The sequence below is a fragment of the Clostridium tanneri genome (genome assembly GCF_033659955.1).
GTDB lineage: Bacteria > Bacillota > Clostridia > Clostridiales > Clostridiaceae > Clostridium_AM > Clostridium_AM tanneri.
The window spans coordinates 43,222-59,396 of record NZ_JARUJP010000016.1; the positions used below are offsets into that span (position 1 = coordinate 43,222).

A 16,175-nucleotide genomic window follows, 5' to 3' on the forward strand; every position below is an offset into this window, starting at 1 on the left:
TTTTTCAGCTAAGCTTATTTAGTGAGCTTATGTGGCTCAAGTTTCACTTCACAAACTAAAAAGATTCATTTCATTTAATTTTTTATCCCGTACATACTTAATCATCTTCTTTAAGGCTCTGCTTTCATGAGATCTTACAGTGTTTGCTGTACAATTATTTTTATCTGCATATTCTTCTATACTTTCTATATCTTTTATTCTTCTTATTATTGCTTTCTTTTCAGACTTTGTTAGAACAGAAAAAATCTCCTCATATATTTGATTTTTAATTGTTCTGTTTACTACATAGTTGGCAACATCACCATTATCCCAAAGGTAGTTGCAGGCACCGCTAATTCCTAGTGCTTCATTTAGTGATACGCATATATATTTACTCTTTATATAGTCCCTGCAAAAAGTCTTGCAGGTGTTTTTTATGCATTTATTTATATAACTACAAAAAACTCTTCTATTTGTTCCTGGAAAAGTCTTTGCTGCATTTAGCACTTTTTCTTGAATTAGAACTAAATAATCATCAAGGTATTTATTTCCATGAAACTTTCCTATTGACTGAAAGTATTCATTTATTGCATAACCCATAAACATATTGTTTAGTTCTAATAAGGCTTCTTCCTTCATGTTCCTTACATCTTTTAAGAATGATATGTTCTTCTCCTTACAATCCATTACCCCATCCCCCATTTACTATGATATTTTCAGACCTTGTCTGAGAAAATTAGGCTTTTATGAACTATAATGACCGCATAAATACATTCTTAATTCTTTATGCATAATACATACTCATTTTTCGCTAAATTTGTTGAGATTTTCCTGTGATTTTTTTCTGTCATTTAAAGACAATTTCCCTAAATTTACTTGTGTTAGTGTAGTTTATTCTCATTTCTGGGGTATATTATTTCTGCTTTCATATTTCTTTTAAAAAATTGCAAAAAATAAAAATGGAACAGAGTTTTACCTAAAAATTCTGTCCCATTTTCGTATATTTTTATTTTCAACTATATAGGTAATAGCAGTAAAATTATCCGTTCCAAGAGTTTAAATTTTGCCTTATGGTAATAGAAAGATCATTTATACTTAAAGTAAGTGCTTCAAGTTTGCTTTCAAATCTAACTAATAGATAAACGGATACCGCTATAGGAAATCCTAAGTTGCCTATAGTTGTTAAAAGTTCTGCACTCATCTAATCACTCCTTTTTTATTTAATAATTTCTCTATAGAATAAAGCAGCTAACTTTCTAGCTAGCTGCTTTACTTATTACTTAATATTATTTAACTTTAAGCTCAGTAGTACTTCTATCAACTAGCTCCGCTGAGTCTATAAGTTTTAAATCCCCACCAGTGGATGTGAAGATATTTCTAGCAATTATGACATCCATAGCAGCCTTTACCTCAAGGTCTGTTAGATCCTCTCTAACGTTGTTAACTCTTACTGCCGTCTTTTTTCCTTCCTCATTTAAAAAATTCATTACTAGAGTTTTACTCATGGCATCCTTCCCCCTTTTTACTTAGTTTGCAGTGACTTAGTATAAATGATTTTTTGTTACTGTCAAGGAACTATCGATTAGTTATTACACTTTGATCTTCCCTTAAAACTTGATCTAAAGTCTTACCTATAAGCTTTTCAACTTCCTTTGCTACATCAAATAAATCCTGTTCTGCAGCAGAGACTTTAGCCTTTGAAAAACTCTGACTTTTTATAATGTCCTTTCCCTTTGAATCCACCCCGTCAATGTACTTAATTATTAATGTAGTACTTAATTTTGTTGCTGTTGCAGCCATATTTACCAACTCCTTTCACCTAATATATACCGATATTTTTAGAAAAGGTGACAGAGCTTTTTTAATTTTCAGAACAATGTGCCTATGATTTCTCTTTAAAATCTATATATTGCCAAGTAATAGTAACACTTATATAATAATATGAGGAAAGATAAAAAACTGCTAAAATACAGTACTTATGGAGGAATATTAATAATGAAAAAGATATCAAATATTAAACTTACTAACGGAATTCATTTTTTAAACTTAGCAGCATTGCTGTCTATTTTTATAGTAGGTTTTTTTGGTCTAAGAGGAGTTACCATTGTTAATGACAATATGACATCAATGTATAAAAATCAGCTTATTCCTATTACAGAATTAGCCAATATACGGTCAAATTATCTAAGAATTAGGATTCAGGTAAGTAATGCAAATAATAATTATACGTCAGAAGTCAATGATAAAATTAAAAACTATCAGAGTATAGTTGATGCTAAATTAGAAAGCTATAAAAAGAGCCTAGATAGTTATGAGAAAAAAGAAGTTGATAAATTTGAAGAGGCATATTCTAACTATATGAACTTATGGGAAAAACTCAGCACAAAATCAAGTAATGGTGAAAAATTTTCAGAAGAAGATTTGGCTCAGCTGAATGATTTTGGAAGCAAAGCAGAAGATGCCCTAGCAGCTCTCCTTGCAGATGAAGAGAAGGATGCAGAAAAAGTAAATTCAGAAGGTGATGCTATTTTTATTGCTACAAGGGCTAATCTTTTTTATTTAGGCGTTGCTTTAATGGTAATGTCTTTAGCAATTGGGGCTGTTATAGTTACAATAATAAAAAAATCTTCTAAAGATATGATAAACAAATTAGAAGTTTTGTCAAAGGGAGATTTTACTGTAGAGATTGAAACAGATCAAAAAAATGAATTTGGCATTATGAAAAAATCACTTGCTGAAACAGTAAACAATATTTCTAATATGTTAAAATTAATTAAGGATGAATCTCATATTATAGAAAATCACTCAGAAGGTTTGTCTGCTATTTCAGAAGAAATGGCTTCATCCTCGGAAAATGTTGCAGCGGCAATACAGGATGTTGCTAAAGGAACTAGTGTACAAGCTGGAGACCTAGTAAGTATATCCGGTATAATAAATGATTTTGGTGAACAATTAAATAAGATGGTATTATCAATTAAAGATATTGACAACAATTCAAAAGAAGTAGGCATTATGACTAATGAAAGTAATGGAAATATGCAGATAACTATTAATTCAATAACTAAAATAAGTGGTTTATTTAAAGAATTTACTAATAAAATATCAGGACTTGGCGAAAATATAAACAAAGTTAACGAAATTACTAACCTTATAAATAGCATTGCTGAACAGACTAACCTACTTGCTTTAAATGCAGCTATAGAGGCTGCAAGAGCAGGAGAAGCAGGTCGAGGCTTCTCAGTTGTAGCAGAAGAAATAAGAAAGCTTGCTGAACAGTCTAAGACTTCATCTGAGGATATTAATTTACTTATTAGTAGTATATCTCAAGAAGCTGGCATTATTGTAAATGACAGTGTTGTTGTGAATAGTGAACTTGAAAAGCAATTAACTAACATTGGCAGTGTAATTCATTCATTTAGAAAAATAATTGAAGCTGTTGAAGATGTTACTCCTAAAATTGAAGAGGTAAGCAGCTCAGCTGTCGGCCTTGAAAAAAACAAAAATGAGATAAGCACTCAGATTGAAAATGCCTCTTCTATAGCAGAGGAAATATCTGCTTCATCAGAAGAAATAGCAGCATCTTCGGAAGAAATGAGCTCCTCTTCCCAGGAAGTTGCCCATACAGCACAAAAATTAAGTGAACTGACAAAGGACATGATGGAGCAAGTAAACAAATTTAAACTATAAGTTTTTAATACCATAACCTATTATTTAGTTTATTATTTATATTGTAAGGTAAAATATCACTTAAGGCCCCTAAAATCTAATTTTAGGGGCTATTCCCTTACCTAAAACATTCCTTCGCTATTAACCTCCAATACAAATTTGACTTTAATTTTTGTTGCATTATAATATTATAATTAGAATATCCTTAATCTGGGAGGTGTTGTTATTGTCCTTACTAGAACTTAAAAATCTATGCTATGTTCACCACAATGATTTAATATTAGAAAACATAAGTCTATCAATAAATTCCGGTGATTTTGTTTCATTAGTTGGCCCCTCCGGTGGTGGCAAGAGTACACTTTTTAAAATCTGCTCCCACCTGATCAGCCCCACTTCAGGAACTATTCTTTATAAAAATAAACCTTTTATTGAATATAACCCTGTTGAGCTTAGGAAAAATATATCCTATTGCTTTCAAACCCCGCAACTTTTTAGGGATACTGTTATGGATAACTTAAACTTTCCCTATGCCATAAGAAATATGAAAGCAGACCTTAATAGAATAGAGAAACTATTACATACCTTTAGCTTGGATAAGAATTATCTAAATAAAAGTATTGAAAACCTTTCAGGAGGAGAAAAACAGAGAATAGCCCTTATTAGAACACTGATATTTAAACCTGAAATACTCCTTCTAGATGAAGTTACTTCAGCCCTAGATGTAGAAAATACCCTAATTGTTGAAGATGTTATTGAAGCTTTAAATAAAGATGATATTACTATACTTTGGATTACACATAATCCTGAGCAAAGCGTAAAGTTTGCAAATAAAGTAGTAACCATTGAAAGTGGAAGAATTAAATCTGTGGAGGTGATACGATGAGCAGCGGTGCAAACATGAGCATATATTCCCTACTGATTTCTTCCTCTCTAGTAGCTCTATCTCTCCTATTTTCATACTGGCAGAAATTGAAACTAGAAAGAGAAATAGTAGTTGGTGCACTTAGAGCTGTAATTCAATTAATAATTGTAGGATACATACTTAACTACATATTTGGTTTAAAAAGTCCCCTTTTTACAACTCTATTATTAGTTTTTATGACCTTCAATGCTTCCTATAATTGTGCTAAGAGAGGTAAATAAATAAAGAATGCTTTAGCTATTTCCTTTATAGGAATTTCCTTAGGAACGTCAATTACACTATTCATACTCATATTTTCAAGAGCAATTAAATACGAACCCTATCAAATTATCCCTGTAGGTGGAATGATTATAAGTAATTCAATGGTTGCCCTAGGCCTATGCTTTAAGCAAATGAGTACAGATTTTAAAAATAAGAGGGAAGAAGTACAAACTAAACTTGCTCTTGGAGCAGATATTTACATTTCTTCTATTGAAATAATTAGAGATTCTATTAGAACTGGCATGCTTCCAACTGTAGATTCTACAAAAACTCTTGGAATTGTATCACTGCCTGGTATGATGACAGGATTAATATTGGCAGGAACTTCACCGATAAATGCTATAAAATATCAAATAATGGTTACCTTTATGCTTTTATCAACTACTTCTATAGCGTCCTTTGTAGCTTGTTATCTAGCCTATAAGAGTTTTTTTAATAATCGTAAGCAGCTAATATAGGGGCACCTCTCAGCAGATGCTCCTATGCTTTATTTCTATATAATATATCTTTAGCCTCATCTATGAGCTAATTCTTTTTTCCGTGCTGGTAAAGGAGGTTGCTCCAGCCACTTATTATTAATCAATAAGTCTACTCCTTTATTTGCATAAAGCCCTACTTCAACAATAAGCTTTCCATACATAGCAGTTAAATCTCGCCTTTGGCTTTGCGCTAAGGATATTCCATAATTGCCAATTCCAAAGCTATTTAAGAACACTGTATGATTGAGCATAAATCTATCAGATAGTGGTGATTTTTCTCCAGAGTAAGTTAATACCTCTGAATCAAGAGAAATAGATTGAGATATCTCTTCTTTTAGAAGTTTATCTGAAAATAATTTTACATACTTATCTGCCATTTCCCCTCCCTTAGTAAAATAATCTTTAATCTCCCTTGAACTTGCAACTCGACTGAATCCTGCCATAAGTGCTTTTCCAATAGAATTGCTAAGCTGATTATAAAAAAGATGCTTGATTTCTAAAGAAGACAAGTTTCTTATTTCCCCCAAATAACCAGCAAAGAAATCATTATTCTCTACAAACTCAATTTTACTACGGGTATCAATATATGGAGGTTTTACATTAATATCTTTTGAAGCTAGTATATTTATTACATTTTGATGAACTTCCTTCAATTCATCAATCCGTTCTTTAAATAACTTTCTAATATCTTCACGATTAGATTCAACATATGCAAAAGCAAAGTTATTAAAAGCAAATTTCACCAGATTTTCTCCGTAAACTATATAAAATTTATCGGAAAATAATCTGGAGGTATTGGTATTTACATCTTCCGGCAGTATGCCTCTTGGTACTGGTATACATTCTTCCATAAAAATATTAGCGTAATCAGTAATATGCTGTTTAGTTGCAGAAATGACATACTCTATATATTTTTTAATATCTTCATCTTCAACGTTACTTAAAAAATATGAAAATAAGTTATGTATCAATGAGTCAAAAACATAACTGTTCCACAGATGGCTAATTTCCGCAGTGGTTAACTTATCATTTAAGCTCAACTTTATTCCTCCCAATCATTTTTAACTTTATAATACCTCTAACTAAATGAAAATATTCTTACTTAAATATATATCCTTCTGTAATTTTGGTGATATTAGAGGCAAAAGACTTCATATTATCTTCATATTTATTTTTTATAATAATTACTGTATATACTAAAATTCAATGAATGGAGTGAAAGAAATGAGCTCACCAGGTTACGGTTATGAGGTAAATGTATCTAAAAAGAGAGAGTATAAAATACTACAAATATTATTTTCCTTAACTTTTAGTCTATTTATTATTTTTACCGCAGTGAAGCTAACACTTATGTTTAAGCCTTTATACTATTTTGATATTCAATATTTGAATATACCGGAGCAATCAAATTTTAGCAGGGATGAAATAGTGAAAAACTATGATTATGTTATTAACTATCTATTAAGTCCAAAGGAGCAAGAATTCAATCTTCCTTCAATACCTTATTCAGAATATGGACAAATTCACTTTAAGGATGTTAAAAGAATTTTTAATTCTATTGATCTTTTGCTGATTATAACTGGATTCATTAGTTTAATAGGTTCTGTTAATAATATAAAAAATAAAAACTTTCACTTTCTAAAACAAACTTCTTCAATACTAATAATTCTTCCTATAGTTCTTTTAACAGCCTTTATGATAAATTTTAACGCTGCTTTTACTATATTTCATAAAATATTTTTTAGAAATGATTATTGGCTATTTGACCCTAAAATAGATCCTATTATTAATATACTGCCAGAAAAATTTTTCTATCATTCTGCTTTATTAATAGTAGCTCTACTAATTGTAAGCATACTATCCTTAAGGCTAATTTATAAAAAACTAGCAGCAAAAAAATAAACTTATCTTCTTCATAAGTTCTACACATTTATCTATTATAATTTACTTATCCCCTTATTATAAAATAAATCCCCAGAATAAGAAGTGTATCGACAAAATTATTGATACACTTCTTATTATTTTTATCGCAGCTACTTTCACTTTTTAAAAAACCACTTATTATATTTTTGTGATAGGTAAAATGTAACAAAAAATGCAAGCCAAGTTATAAACCAATTCCAATGAATATATGTAAGGATATCAGTATATCTTTCTTCAATTATCTCTATAATTGTTAGAGTAGTACAGTAATAGAAGTAGTATATAAATTTGGAAAGAGTTCTTTTCTTTTCAGGATAATTAACTACAAATATGGCACAAATAGCAGGATATAAAAAGAACTCAAATAAAAAATTTGCTTTAATTGCATATGGAAAAAATCTAATAGGATATTCAATTAGTCTAAACTCTGCAACGGCTAAACCTACTGAGCATGTCATTAGTAGTTTAAATAAATAAGCTACATGTGCTTCACGAATTTTATCTTTAGGAATGAATCGAAATAGTAATATAATTACTAAAATAATCTCATCAATATAAATTATATACTCCTTGCTCAAAAAAGCCTCCTTCTGACTATTCATTTTTCCTAGTAAATGTATAGCCGAATTAAGAATTATTCACATCTAATTTTCTAACACCAAGAGCCTTGTGAGCCCAGAGTATATCCTTGACCATCTCCAACTGACTCTCTATGCACTCTATTATGATAACCACCTCTGTTGCCCTTTTATCACTTTGTCTATCAATATGCTTTTTAGTTATAATCAACTTAACGATTAGACCTAAAGCAAAACTTACAGATATACCAATTAAACCCCATAGTAAAGGCCCCCACTTTAAGACAAAACCATATATCCCTCCAAATATTCCACCTATAACAGCAAGGATAGCCGGTAAATCAAATAAACTGAGACCATCAGAACCATGAATAGAATCAAATAGGGCTCTTTGTTCACCTTTTTTATCCATAGGAATAGCCATAATATTTTCTTTCTTAATTCCTTTCATCTCAATTGCTGTAATGGCTAACTCTAAATATATTGAATGCTCAAAGGTAGAAATAATATACATATTATCATCTCCTAAGTTCTTTTTTAATGGCATTACAAAGTTTGGATTTTGGTAGTGTTTTTTTAAAAACTTAGATTGTTCCCAATCAAACAACTTGTTATTTTCAACTGTATTTGTATAAGCATCATACATAGCAAAAAAATACACTGATGGAATATTCAAAAGCCACTGCATATCTAAAGTAGACTTTACCTGTTGAAAATCTCCTAATAAGGTATAATGCATTGCTGGAAGGAAATTAGCATTTAAACATATCACTATCCACCAAGTAACAAGAAAGAATGCTGTAATAAGTCTATGAATGTATAGTTGGCCTGCACCTGGAATCAGCAATGACCAAATTGTTGAAACCCATGGACTTCTTTTATCTAAATAGTTGATTTCTATTGAACTTATTTTAAAAGGTTTAATTTCTGCATCTTCTCTGGCAGCCAACATATATGCATGGTTTAAATCAATTGTTGTTCTATAACTGTCCCAAATGGAGAATACGTATGTAGGTATGTAGAAAGACATCCACTTAATATCTACAACTTCCTTAGCCTTTTCAAAGTCCCCTATAAAAGAGTAAAGAATCAACAAATTAATATGTGCATTGCGATTTACAAGCACTTCCCATATAAACAAAAAAAATCCTCGTAAATACTTTGATAGTAACAAATGTCCCATTCCAGGAAATGCTATTGACCAACATGCAATTATAAATGGATTTCTTAAATGTAATTGAGTTGTTCCTAGTAAACTAAGATAGGCTACTGACCTTTTTGCTAAAGGTTCGCCATATTTAAAGCTGCCCATAATCTACTCCTTCAATCATATACTCTTCTTATATTATTCACATATTTTTAATAATTACACCAAAACCTACAGATAGTGGTGAACCTACAGATAGTGGTGAAAGAGGCTACAGAACTAATTAAAACTATATCTAGCAAAAACTGCCTATCTTTAAATATGGTAAAGATTATAATCAATGGAACAATAAATCCTTTATATCTTTATCCATTTAATCCAGCTCCCCTCTTAGAGTAGTTTTTTCTAAGAGTATAATTTTATTCCTATAACTATAATATCCAACAGGAAAATGAAGCCCTGAGTATAATAATTGCCTGGATAAATAAAAATTCTCCTGTTAATTCAAAATCAATTGAGTTAACAGGAGGATTTTTACTATTTAACCCTACGACCAGTTATGTAATCTCCTCTAGTCATAGGAGAAATCTTAATTACATCTCCGGTACGTGGGGAATGTATATATGCATTATTACCTACGTATATCCCCATGTGAGTAGGATTTCCGCCTTTACCAAAAAACACTAAGTCCCCTGGCTGCAGCTGATCTCTTGATACACCTACTCCATCTTGTATTTGGTTGTAAGTAGTTCTTCCTAGTGAAATTCCGAAGTGATTATACACATACTGAGTAAAGCCAGAGCAGTCAAATCCAGTACTCGGTGAAGTTCCTCCCCATAGATAAGGGGTTCCTAAAAAATTAGAAGCATATGCTACAACGTTATCGCTGCTTACCGCAGAATTTACAGTGGAACCGCCTCTAGATAAAGTTACCTTTGGTGCTGCAGCTCTTATACTGGCTACTTGATTTACCGCTGTACTTACTTCTGCTTGTTCCGCTGATGCATATTCTCTTTGATTCACTTTAGCTTCTTCTATCAACTTTTTCTGGTCATTTTTACTTTTATTAAGTTCCGCTAATTTCTTCTCATTCTCTGACTTTAGTGCTAATAAGTTCTTATTTTCTGTTTTCAACTTGTCTACTTTATTAGCTATATCCTTTTGTTTTGCAGTGTAATTTGAAATAACTTTATTATCAAAGCTGATAATTCTCTTTGCCATATCAACCTTTGAAACAAAGTCTCCAAGTCCCTTAGAGTCTAAGAGCATATCTAAATATCCGCTAGACCCATTTATGTAAATTGCTCTCATCCTTTTACTAAATAGCTCTCTTTGTTTATTGAGTTCAGTCTCAGCTGCTTTTAATTCATTTTCTGAAGACTTAATATCCTTTTCCTTTGTTAATATTTGATTTTTGTTCTGGTCAATTTTGTCCATTACCCCTTCTATTTGGTTGTCCAAATTTTCTATACTTCTTTCAAGTTCTTGAACCTTTGAATATGTATTAGTGGTATTTGATGATGGGTTCGCATAGACTACACCATTAACAGTTACTGTAAGTGCCAGCACCATTAATAGCTGCTTTAATCTTTTGTTCAATGTTATCTCTCCTTAACTTCAGTCCTTATTATAAGATTGGGCATTAAATTAAGTCGTATACTTTATCAGTCCATAATAATGTCTATAATAAATATCTTACCAAAATACTTAGAAATATGAAATGCTACAATTTTTACCATCTCATATAGTATTGGCGTTTTTTTGTATTATACGAAAATAATATGAAGATTTTATGAAGATAAAAATCTGAAATACCCTTTAGCATTTCAGATTTCACATTCATTCTAATATAATTTTAAGATTTTCAGAAAACAGTACCCTTTTCGAATCTACAATTACCCTCTTATCTTCAACAGACTTAAATCTAAAAGATAGAAATATATGAAAATCATCCTTATCTATTTCTGAAAAACCTGCTGGAATATTTTCATCCTTTGATACCATTCTAACAGAAGGAATGTACTGAATCTCAGCACGATAGCCACTTCAGCAAGTTTTTCCTCCCATTACAGTCATGTCCAAGACTATGGTGTTACAGTTTTTCTTACCTAAATATTTTTTTGCTCTATCAGTAATTACTATATCCAATAAAATCACACCTTATTTATACTATTTCCTTAGTGCTGCTTTCCTTACCAGAATTGCTGCAGCAGCTTTTTTCTTTGTTGCCGCCTATCATCATGAAGATCATTGAAATCATCATTATTGGGCATATAAATGGTGCTATTTTCCCAACTATACTACCTGCACCTGGGCTGAATCTTGTTATCAACGGCAAAAATCCTACAAGCAACATAGGTAAACCACAGCATATTATCATATGAAGCATATGCTTCAATGGATTATGCTTATTACTCTTATTATTTTCTTTATTATTTCCGTGACAGTTCATAGCTATCCCTCCATAAACTTAAATTAATTTTCTTAATCACCTTGTAGTTACATTATATATAATCCATGTAAAGAAATTATGAAGAAAATAATTATAAATGTACTTCTCTTCCAGGAAACCCATATGGCTAAGGATAATAATAAAGGGAAATGCAAAAATATAGCTGTACAATCCTTGTAATACCAGTGATTGTACAGCTTAAATTTAATTTTCTCCTAACTTTAAACCGCTTCTTCCCTATTTCCTCCAGTAAACTGGCTGTTATAGAGATCTGCATAAAACCCGCCTTTATTAAGAAGTTCTTCATGACTACCCTGTTCAATTACTCTACCATTATTCATTACAAGAATTAGGTCTGCATCCTTGATTGTAGATAATCTATGGGCAATAACAAAGCTTGTTCTTCCCTTCATAAGATTATTCATTGCCTTCTGTATTTGAGCCTCTGTTCTTGTATCAACACTACTTGTAGCCTCATCAAGAATTAATATAGAAGGGTCTGCTAGTATTGCACGGGCTATAGTTAAAAGTTGTTTTTGACCCTGTGAAATATTTGTTCCTTCTTCATCAATTACTGTATTATAACCCTGTGGAAGAGTTCTTATAAAGTGGTCTGCATGAGCTGCCTTTGCCGCTTCAACTACTTCTTCAAAGGTTGCGCCAGTTCTTCCATAAGCTATGTTATCCCTTATAGATCCACTAAATAACCAAGTGTCCTGAAGAACCATACCAAAGATAGTACGAAGTTCTCCTCGCTTAAAGTCTCTTATATCTACACCATCGATACTTATTTTCCCATCATTTATCTCATAAAAACGCATAAGTAGATTTATAAGTGTAGTCTTACCAGCTCCTGTTGGACCTACAATGGCAATAGTTTGGCCTTGCTTAACATCAATGTTCATATCCTCTATAAGAGTTACTGTTTCTTTATAGCCAAATTTAACATGCTCAAATTTAACTTCACCTTTTAGAGGAGCTATTACCTTGTTCTTCTCTTTTATTGTACTAGCTGCTAAATCAATAACCTTAGAATCCTCTTTATCGGAGATCTCTTCTTCTTCATCTAATAATTCAAAAACACGCTCTGCTGCCGCTACAGTAGATTGAAGAATGTTAGCTATATTTGCAGTTTGGACTATTGGCTGACCAAATTGTCTTGCATATTGGATAAAGGCTTGAATGTCACCTACTTCAATTCTGTTTTTTGTTACAAAAATTCCTCCAACTACACAAACAAGTACATAACCTATATTGTTTATAAAGTTCATAAGCGGCATAATTGTACCAGATATAAACTGTGCTTTCCAACCTACATTGTAAAGTCTTTCATTTATTTCATTAAACTCCTTTACAGATCTTTCCTCATGTCCAAAAGCCTTTATTATTCTATGTCCTGTAAACATTTCCTCTACATGACCATTTAGCTGTCCTATAGTCTTTTGTTGTTCCTTAAAGAAGCTTTGAGACTTCTTAGCAATACCTGTTGTTACAAGTACAGAAAGTGGTAGTGTTACCACTGTAACAAGAGTAAGCCAAGGACTTATAGTAAGCATCATTACAATAACACCTATGATAGTTACCACAGAGGTAATCAGCTGTGTCAAACTCTGCTGGAGAGTTGTAGATATTGTATCTATATCATTAGTAACACGACTTAGTATTTCTCCATGGGTACGGGAATCGAAATACTTTAAAGGCAGTTTTGTAAGCTTATGGTTAACATTGTTACGCATATCATAAACGGTATTTTGTGCGACACCTGCCATAATATATTGTTGAATATAACTAAACACTGAACTTATAATATATAGTAAAATTAGATAAAGTATTATCTGTCCTACATAATTAAAGTCTACAGAAGGAACTCCTTGACTCTGCAAATTAGCAAGTATTCTAGGATCTCCTCCTTTTTTGACTGCCTCTGCTGCTCCACTTAACTTTTGATAGTACATATATTTTGCCATAAGTCCTTCAAATAGTTTTGTAGTGGCTTTCCCCATAATCTTTGGGCTGACAATGCTGAAAACTGTACTTAAAATTGCTGTTAAAAACACTGCAATAAGCTTAAATTTTTGTGGTGCTAAATATTTAATCAATCTTCTCATTGTTCCTTTAAAATCTTTTGCTTTTTCTACAGGCCTGCCTAATGCCCCACCAGGTCCTCCTGGCCCTCCTGGCCCTCTTTTAGGTCCATTATGCTTTTCACTCATATTTATCCCTCCTTACTATTAAGCATTAAGTTCTTCTTCTGATAACTGAGATGCAGCTATTTCACGATATATATCACAATTTCTTAAAAGTTCCTTGTGAGTTCCCATTCCTGCTATCTTTCCGTCATCTAAAACAATGATTCTATCTGCATTCATAACGGTACTAACCCTTTGGGCAACAATAATCATAGTTGAATCCTGTGTTTCTTCTTTTAGTGCTGTTCTTAGCTTTGCATCAGTTTTGAAGTCAAGAGCAGAAAAACTATCATCAAAGATATAAATTTCTGGCTTTCCAACTAAAGCACGGGCAATAGAAAGACGTTGTTTTTGTCCGCCGGATACGTTATTTCCACCCTGTGCAATAACTGCATCATAGCCTTCCTTCATATTAGAAATGAAATCTGCTGCCTGCGCTACCTCTGCTGCATGTTTGACTTCATCTATAGTTGCATCTTCCTTACCATATCTGATATTTTCAGCAATAGTACCTGTAAATAACACTGCCTTTTGAGGAACAAAACCTATTTTTTCTCTAAGGCCTTTCTGTGACATCTCTCTAATATCTACTCCGTCCACTAAAATACTGCCCTTTTCAACATCATAGAAACGAGGAATTAAATTTACTAAGGTAGATTTTCCTGAACCAGTTCCTCCTATAACCGCTGTTATTTCTCCTGGCTTTGCACTAAAGGAAATATTCTCTATAGCCGGTTCTTCTGCACCAGGATATTTGAAGGTAACATCTTTAAATTCTATATATCCTCTTTCATTGCTTGTATCCTTAGGCTGCTCTGGGTCCTTAATTTCTGGAACTATATCTAATACCTCATTAATTCTAACCGCTGAAGCCTCTGCACGAGGAATTAACACGAACATCATGGAAACCATTATTAATGAGAACATAATCTGCATAGCATATTGAATAAATGCCATCATTGAACCTACTTCCATATTTCCAGTATCTATTAGCTTACCACCAAACCAAATAATTGCTACCGTTGTTAAATTCATTATAAGCATCATAGCTGACATCATGAAGGCCATTATTTTGTTAACTTTAATGGCGATATTAGTCAAGTCACCATTTGCCTCTTTAAATCTTTCCTTCTCGTATTCATTACGATTAAAGGCACGAATTACTCTTATACCTGTAAGATTTTCACGTACAACTGCGTTTAGCCTATCAAGCTTTACCTGCATTACTTTAAATAAGGGTACTCCTCTACTTGCAACTAAAGCAATAACTGCAATAAGAATTGGAATAACTACTACAAGTATTAAAGATAGCTGTCTATTTTTTGATACAGCCATAATTATACCGCCTATACACATCATTGGCGCAGTTATCATCATTCTCATTATCATAATAGTTACCTGCTGAACCTGCATAATGTCATTTGTAGTTCTTGTAATAAGGGAGGATGTCCCTATTTTGTTAAATTCATTTAAAGAGAAACTCTCTGCTTTTGTGAAAACTTCTCTTCTAACATCCCTACCAAATTTTGTGGCAATTTTAGAGGATAGTAAACTTGCTAGTATCGTGCAAATAGCACTGCCACCGGCAACTAAAAGCATATATCCACCTATTTTTATAATGTAATCTGTGTCTCCGTGAACTATTCCCTTATCAACTATATCTGACATCAAGGTTGGCAGATATAAATCTGAAAGGGCTTGAAAGAACAATAGTACTAAAATGGCAGCTATAGTAGCTCCATAAGGCTTTAAGTACCTAAATAATTTAATCATAATATCTCATCTCCAATCTACTATCCCTACTTAGATTAATTTTTCATATAATGCTGTTCTTAAATTTAATCAATTTCTGAAAATCTTATTTTTCATCACATACTTTGTTTAAGTTGTCTCTAACCTGCATTAACAGCCTGCGAAGCAAAATTTGTTCTTCTGATGTAAAATTATTAAAGCAATCATTATTTATAATTTTTACAACTTCACTTACTTCTCTCCAAACTTCTTGCCCCTGGTCAGTAAGATATACCCTTGAAATTCTCTGGTCATCAGGGTCCTGTTTTCTTTCAACTAAACCAGCTTTCTCCATTCTGCTAAGCATAACTGTAATAGTAGCTGGCTTAATCTTTAACTTTTCTGCCAATTCCCTCTGACTCTGCCCATTTTTCCTATGTAGTGCATATAACATGGGCGGTTGACCAGGATATACTCCAACTTTGTCTAGCAGCAGATGGGTACGATGATAATGTAATTTTATTATCTCCAGAAAAATCATATATAATGAATCCCTCTCATGAAAGTCCATTTTATCACCACCTATTTGTTTAGTCGACTAAGTATATTAAGATACTATCATTAATCTTGATAATTAGTCAATATATCATATGATTCAATTTATGTCCTTCTAAACTGTTTACATTGCTAGTATGCTTCATCATACTTTATTTATTATAGCATTATGAAAGTATTATTTACATTAATAACTTTAGCAAATAATAGTTAGTCTACTAATTTTTATTCGCTAAAATTATTCCTTTATATCTTTAACATAATTTCAATTTTAATCATATAATATATATAGG

Annotated in this window: 15 protein-coding genes and 1 pseudogene; 4 read left to right on the plus strand and 12 right to left on the minus strand. The window is 31.9% G+C overall.

Features of this window, described 5'->3' with window-relative positions; genetic code table 11:
* Positions 1-48: 48 nt before the first annotated feature.
* The 4 genes from P8V03_RS13380 to P8V03_RS13395 all read right to left on the minus strand — a co-directional run bounded on the left by P8V03_RS13380 (position 49) and on the right by P8V03_RS13395 (position 1,779).
* Positions 49-666 carry a sigma-70 family RNA polymerase sigma factor gene (locus tag P8V03_RS13380; protein WP_318798488.1) on the minus strand — a complete coding sequence of 206 codons (618 nt, stop codon included), beginning with the start codon at positions 664-666 and terminating at the stop codon, positions 49-51.
* Positions 667-1,018: 352 nt separating this feature from the next.
* The gene (locus tag P8V03_RS13385; RefSeq protein ID WP_318798489.1) at positions 1,019-1,180 is read right to left on the minus strand and encodes a YvrJ family protein; all 162 of its coding nucleotides are present in this window, start codon (positions 1,178-1,180) and stop codon (positions 1,019-1,021) included.
* An 85-nt stretch (positions 1,181-1,265) separates the two neighbouring features.
* Positions 1,266-1,484, minus strand: a complete 219-nt coding sequence (locus P8V03_RS13390; protein WP_261669900.1) for a DUF2922 domain-containing protein — start codon at positions 1,482-1,484, stop codon at positions 1,266-1,268.
* Between the two features lie 70 nt (positions 1,485-1,554).
* Positions 1,555-1,779 carry a DUF1659 domain-containing protein gene (locus P8V03_RS13395; RefSeq protein WP_261669899.1) on the minus strand — a complete coding sequence of 75 codons (225 nt, stop codon included), beginning with the start codon at positions 1,777-1,779 and terminating at the stop codon, positions 1,555-1,557.
* A gap of 195 nt (positions 1,780-1,974) precedes the next feature.
* Between P8V03_RS13395 and P8V03_RS13400 the strand changes: the two genes are divergently transcribed.
* The 3 genes and pseudogenes from P8V03_RS13400 (at position 1,975) to P8V03_RS13410 (ending at position 5,286) form a co-directional block, all read left to right on the plus strand.
* Positions 1,975-3,666, plus strand: coding sequence for a methyl-accepting chemotaxis protein (locus P8V03_RS13400; protein ID WP_318798491.1), 1,692 nt, complete (start codon positions 1,975-1,977; stop codon positions 3,664-3,666).
* 205 nt (positions 3,667-3,871) lie between these two features.
* A complete protein-coding gene (locus P8V03_RS13405; RefSeq protein WP_318798492.1) occupies positions 3,872-4,528 on the plus strand; it encodes an ABC transporter ATP-binding protein in 657 nt (218 codons plus the stop codon).
* 14 nt (positions 4,529-4,542) lie between these two features.
* A pseudogene (locus tag P8V03_RS13410) lies at positions 4,543-5,286 on the plus strand (ABC transporter permease).
* A gap of 56 nt (positions 5,287-5,342) precedes the next feature.
* On the opposite strand, the gene P8V03_RS13415 reads toward P8V03_RS13410, so the two are convergent.
* A complete protein-coding gene (locus tag P8V03_RS13415; protein ID WP_318798493.1) occupies positions 5,343-6,347 on the minus strand; it encodes a DUF3231 family protein in 1,005 nt (334 codons plus the stop codon).
* 184 nt (positions 6,348-6,531) lie between these two features.
* Here P8V03_RS13415 and P8V03_RS13420 point away from each other — a divergent pair, with 184 nt between their 5' ends.
* Entirely contained in the window at positions 6,532-7,209 is a 678-nt protein-coding gene (locus tag P8V03_RS13420; RefSeq protein WP_318798494.1) for a TIGR01906 family membrane protein, read from the plus strand.
* A gap of 137 nt (positions 7,210-7,346) precedes the next feature.
* Here P8V03_RS13420 and P8V03_RS13425 read toward each other — a convergent pair whose 3' ends face one another.
* The 7 genes from P8V03_RS13425 to P8V03_RS13455 form a co-directional block, all read right to left on the minus strand.
* Positions 7,347-7,808, minus strand: coding sequence for a CBO0543 family protein (locus tag P8V03_RS13425; RefSeq protein WP_318798495.1), 462 nt, complete (start codon positions 7,806-7,808; stop codon positions 7,347-7,349).
* A 49-nt stretch (positions 7,809-7,857) separates the two neighbouring features.
* The gene (locus P8V03_RS13430; RefSeq protein WP_318798496.1) at positions 7,858-9,120 is read right to left on the minus strand and encodes a hypothetical protein; all 1,263 of its coding nucleotides are present in this window, start codon (positions 9,118-9,120) and stop codon (positions 7,858-7,860) included.
* Positions 9,121-9,492: 372 nt separating this feature from the next.
* Positions 9,493-10,554 carry a C40 family peptidase gene (locus P8V03_RS13435; protein WP_318798497.1) on the minus strand — a complete coding sequence of 354 codons (1,062 nt, stop codon included), beginning with the start codon at positions 10,552-10,554 and terminating at the stop codon, positions 9,493-9,495.
* Between the two features lie 565 nt (positions 10,555-11,119).
* On the minus strand, positions 11,120-11,407 hold the full coding sequence (locus P8V03_RS13440; RefSeq protein WP_261669887.1) for a hypothetical protein: 288 nt from the start codon (positions 11,405-11,407) through the stop codon (positions 11,120-11,122).
* A 221-nt stretch (positions 11,408-11,628) separates the two neighbouring features.
* Positions 11,629-13,620, minus strand: a complete 1,992-nt coding sequence (locus P8V03_RS13445) for an ABC transporter ATP-binding protein (protein WP_318798498.1) — start codon at positions 13,618-13,620, stop codon at positions 11,629-11,631.
* 18 nt (positions 13,621-13,638) lie between these two features.
* Positions 13,639-15,369: an ABC transporter ATP-binding protein gene (locus tag P8V03_RS13450; protein WP_318798499.1), complete on the minus strand. Its 1,731-nt coding sequence runs from the start codon at positions 15,367-15,369 to the stop codon at positions 13,639-13,641.
* 85 nt (positions 15,370-15,454) lie between these two features.
* Complete coding sequence (locus P8V03_RS13455) at positions 15,455-15,898, minus strand: MarR family winged helix-turn-helix transcriptional regulator (RefSeq protein ID WP_318798500.1); 444 nt, start codon at positions 15,896-15,898, stop codon at positions 15,455-15,457.
* Positions 15,899-16,175: the final 277 nt, after the last annotated feature.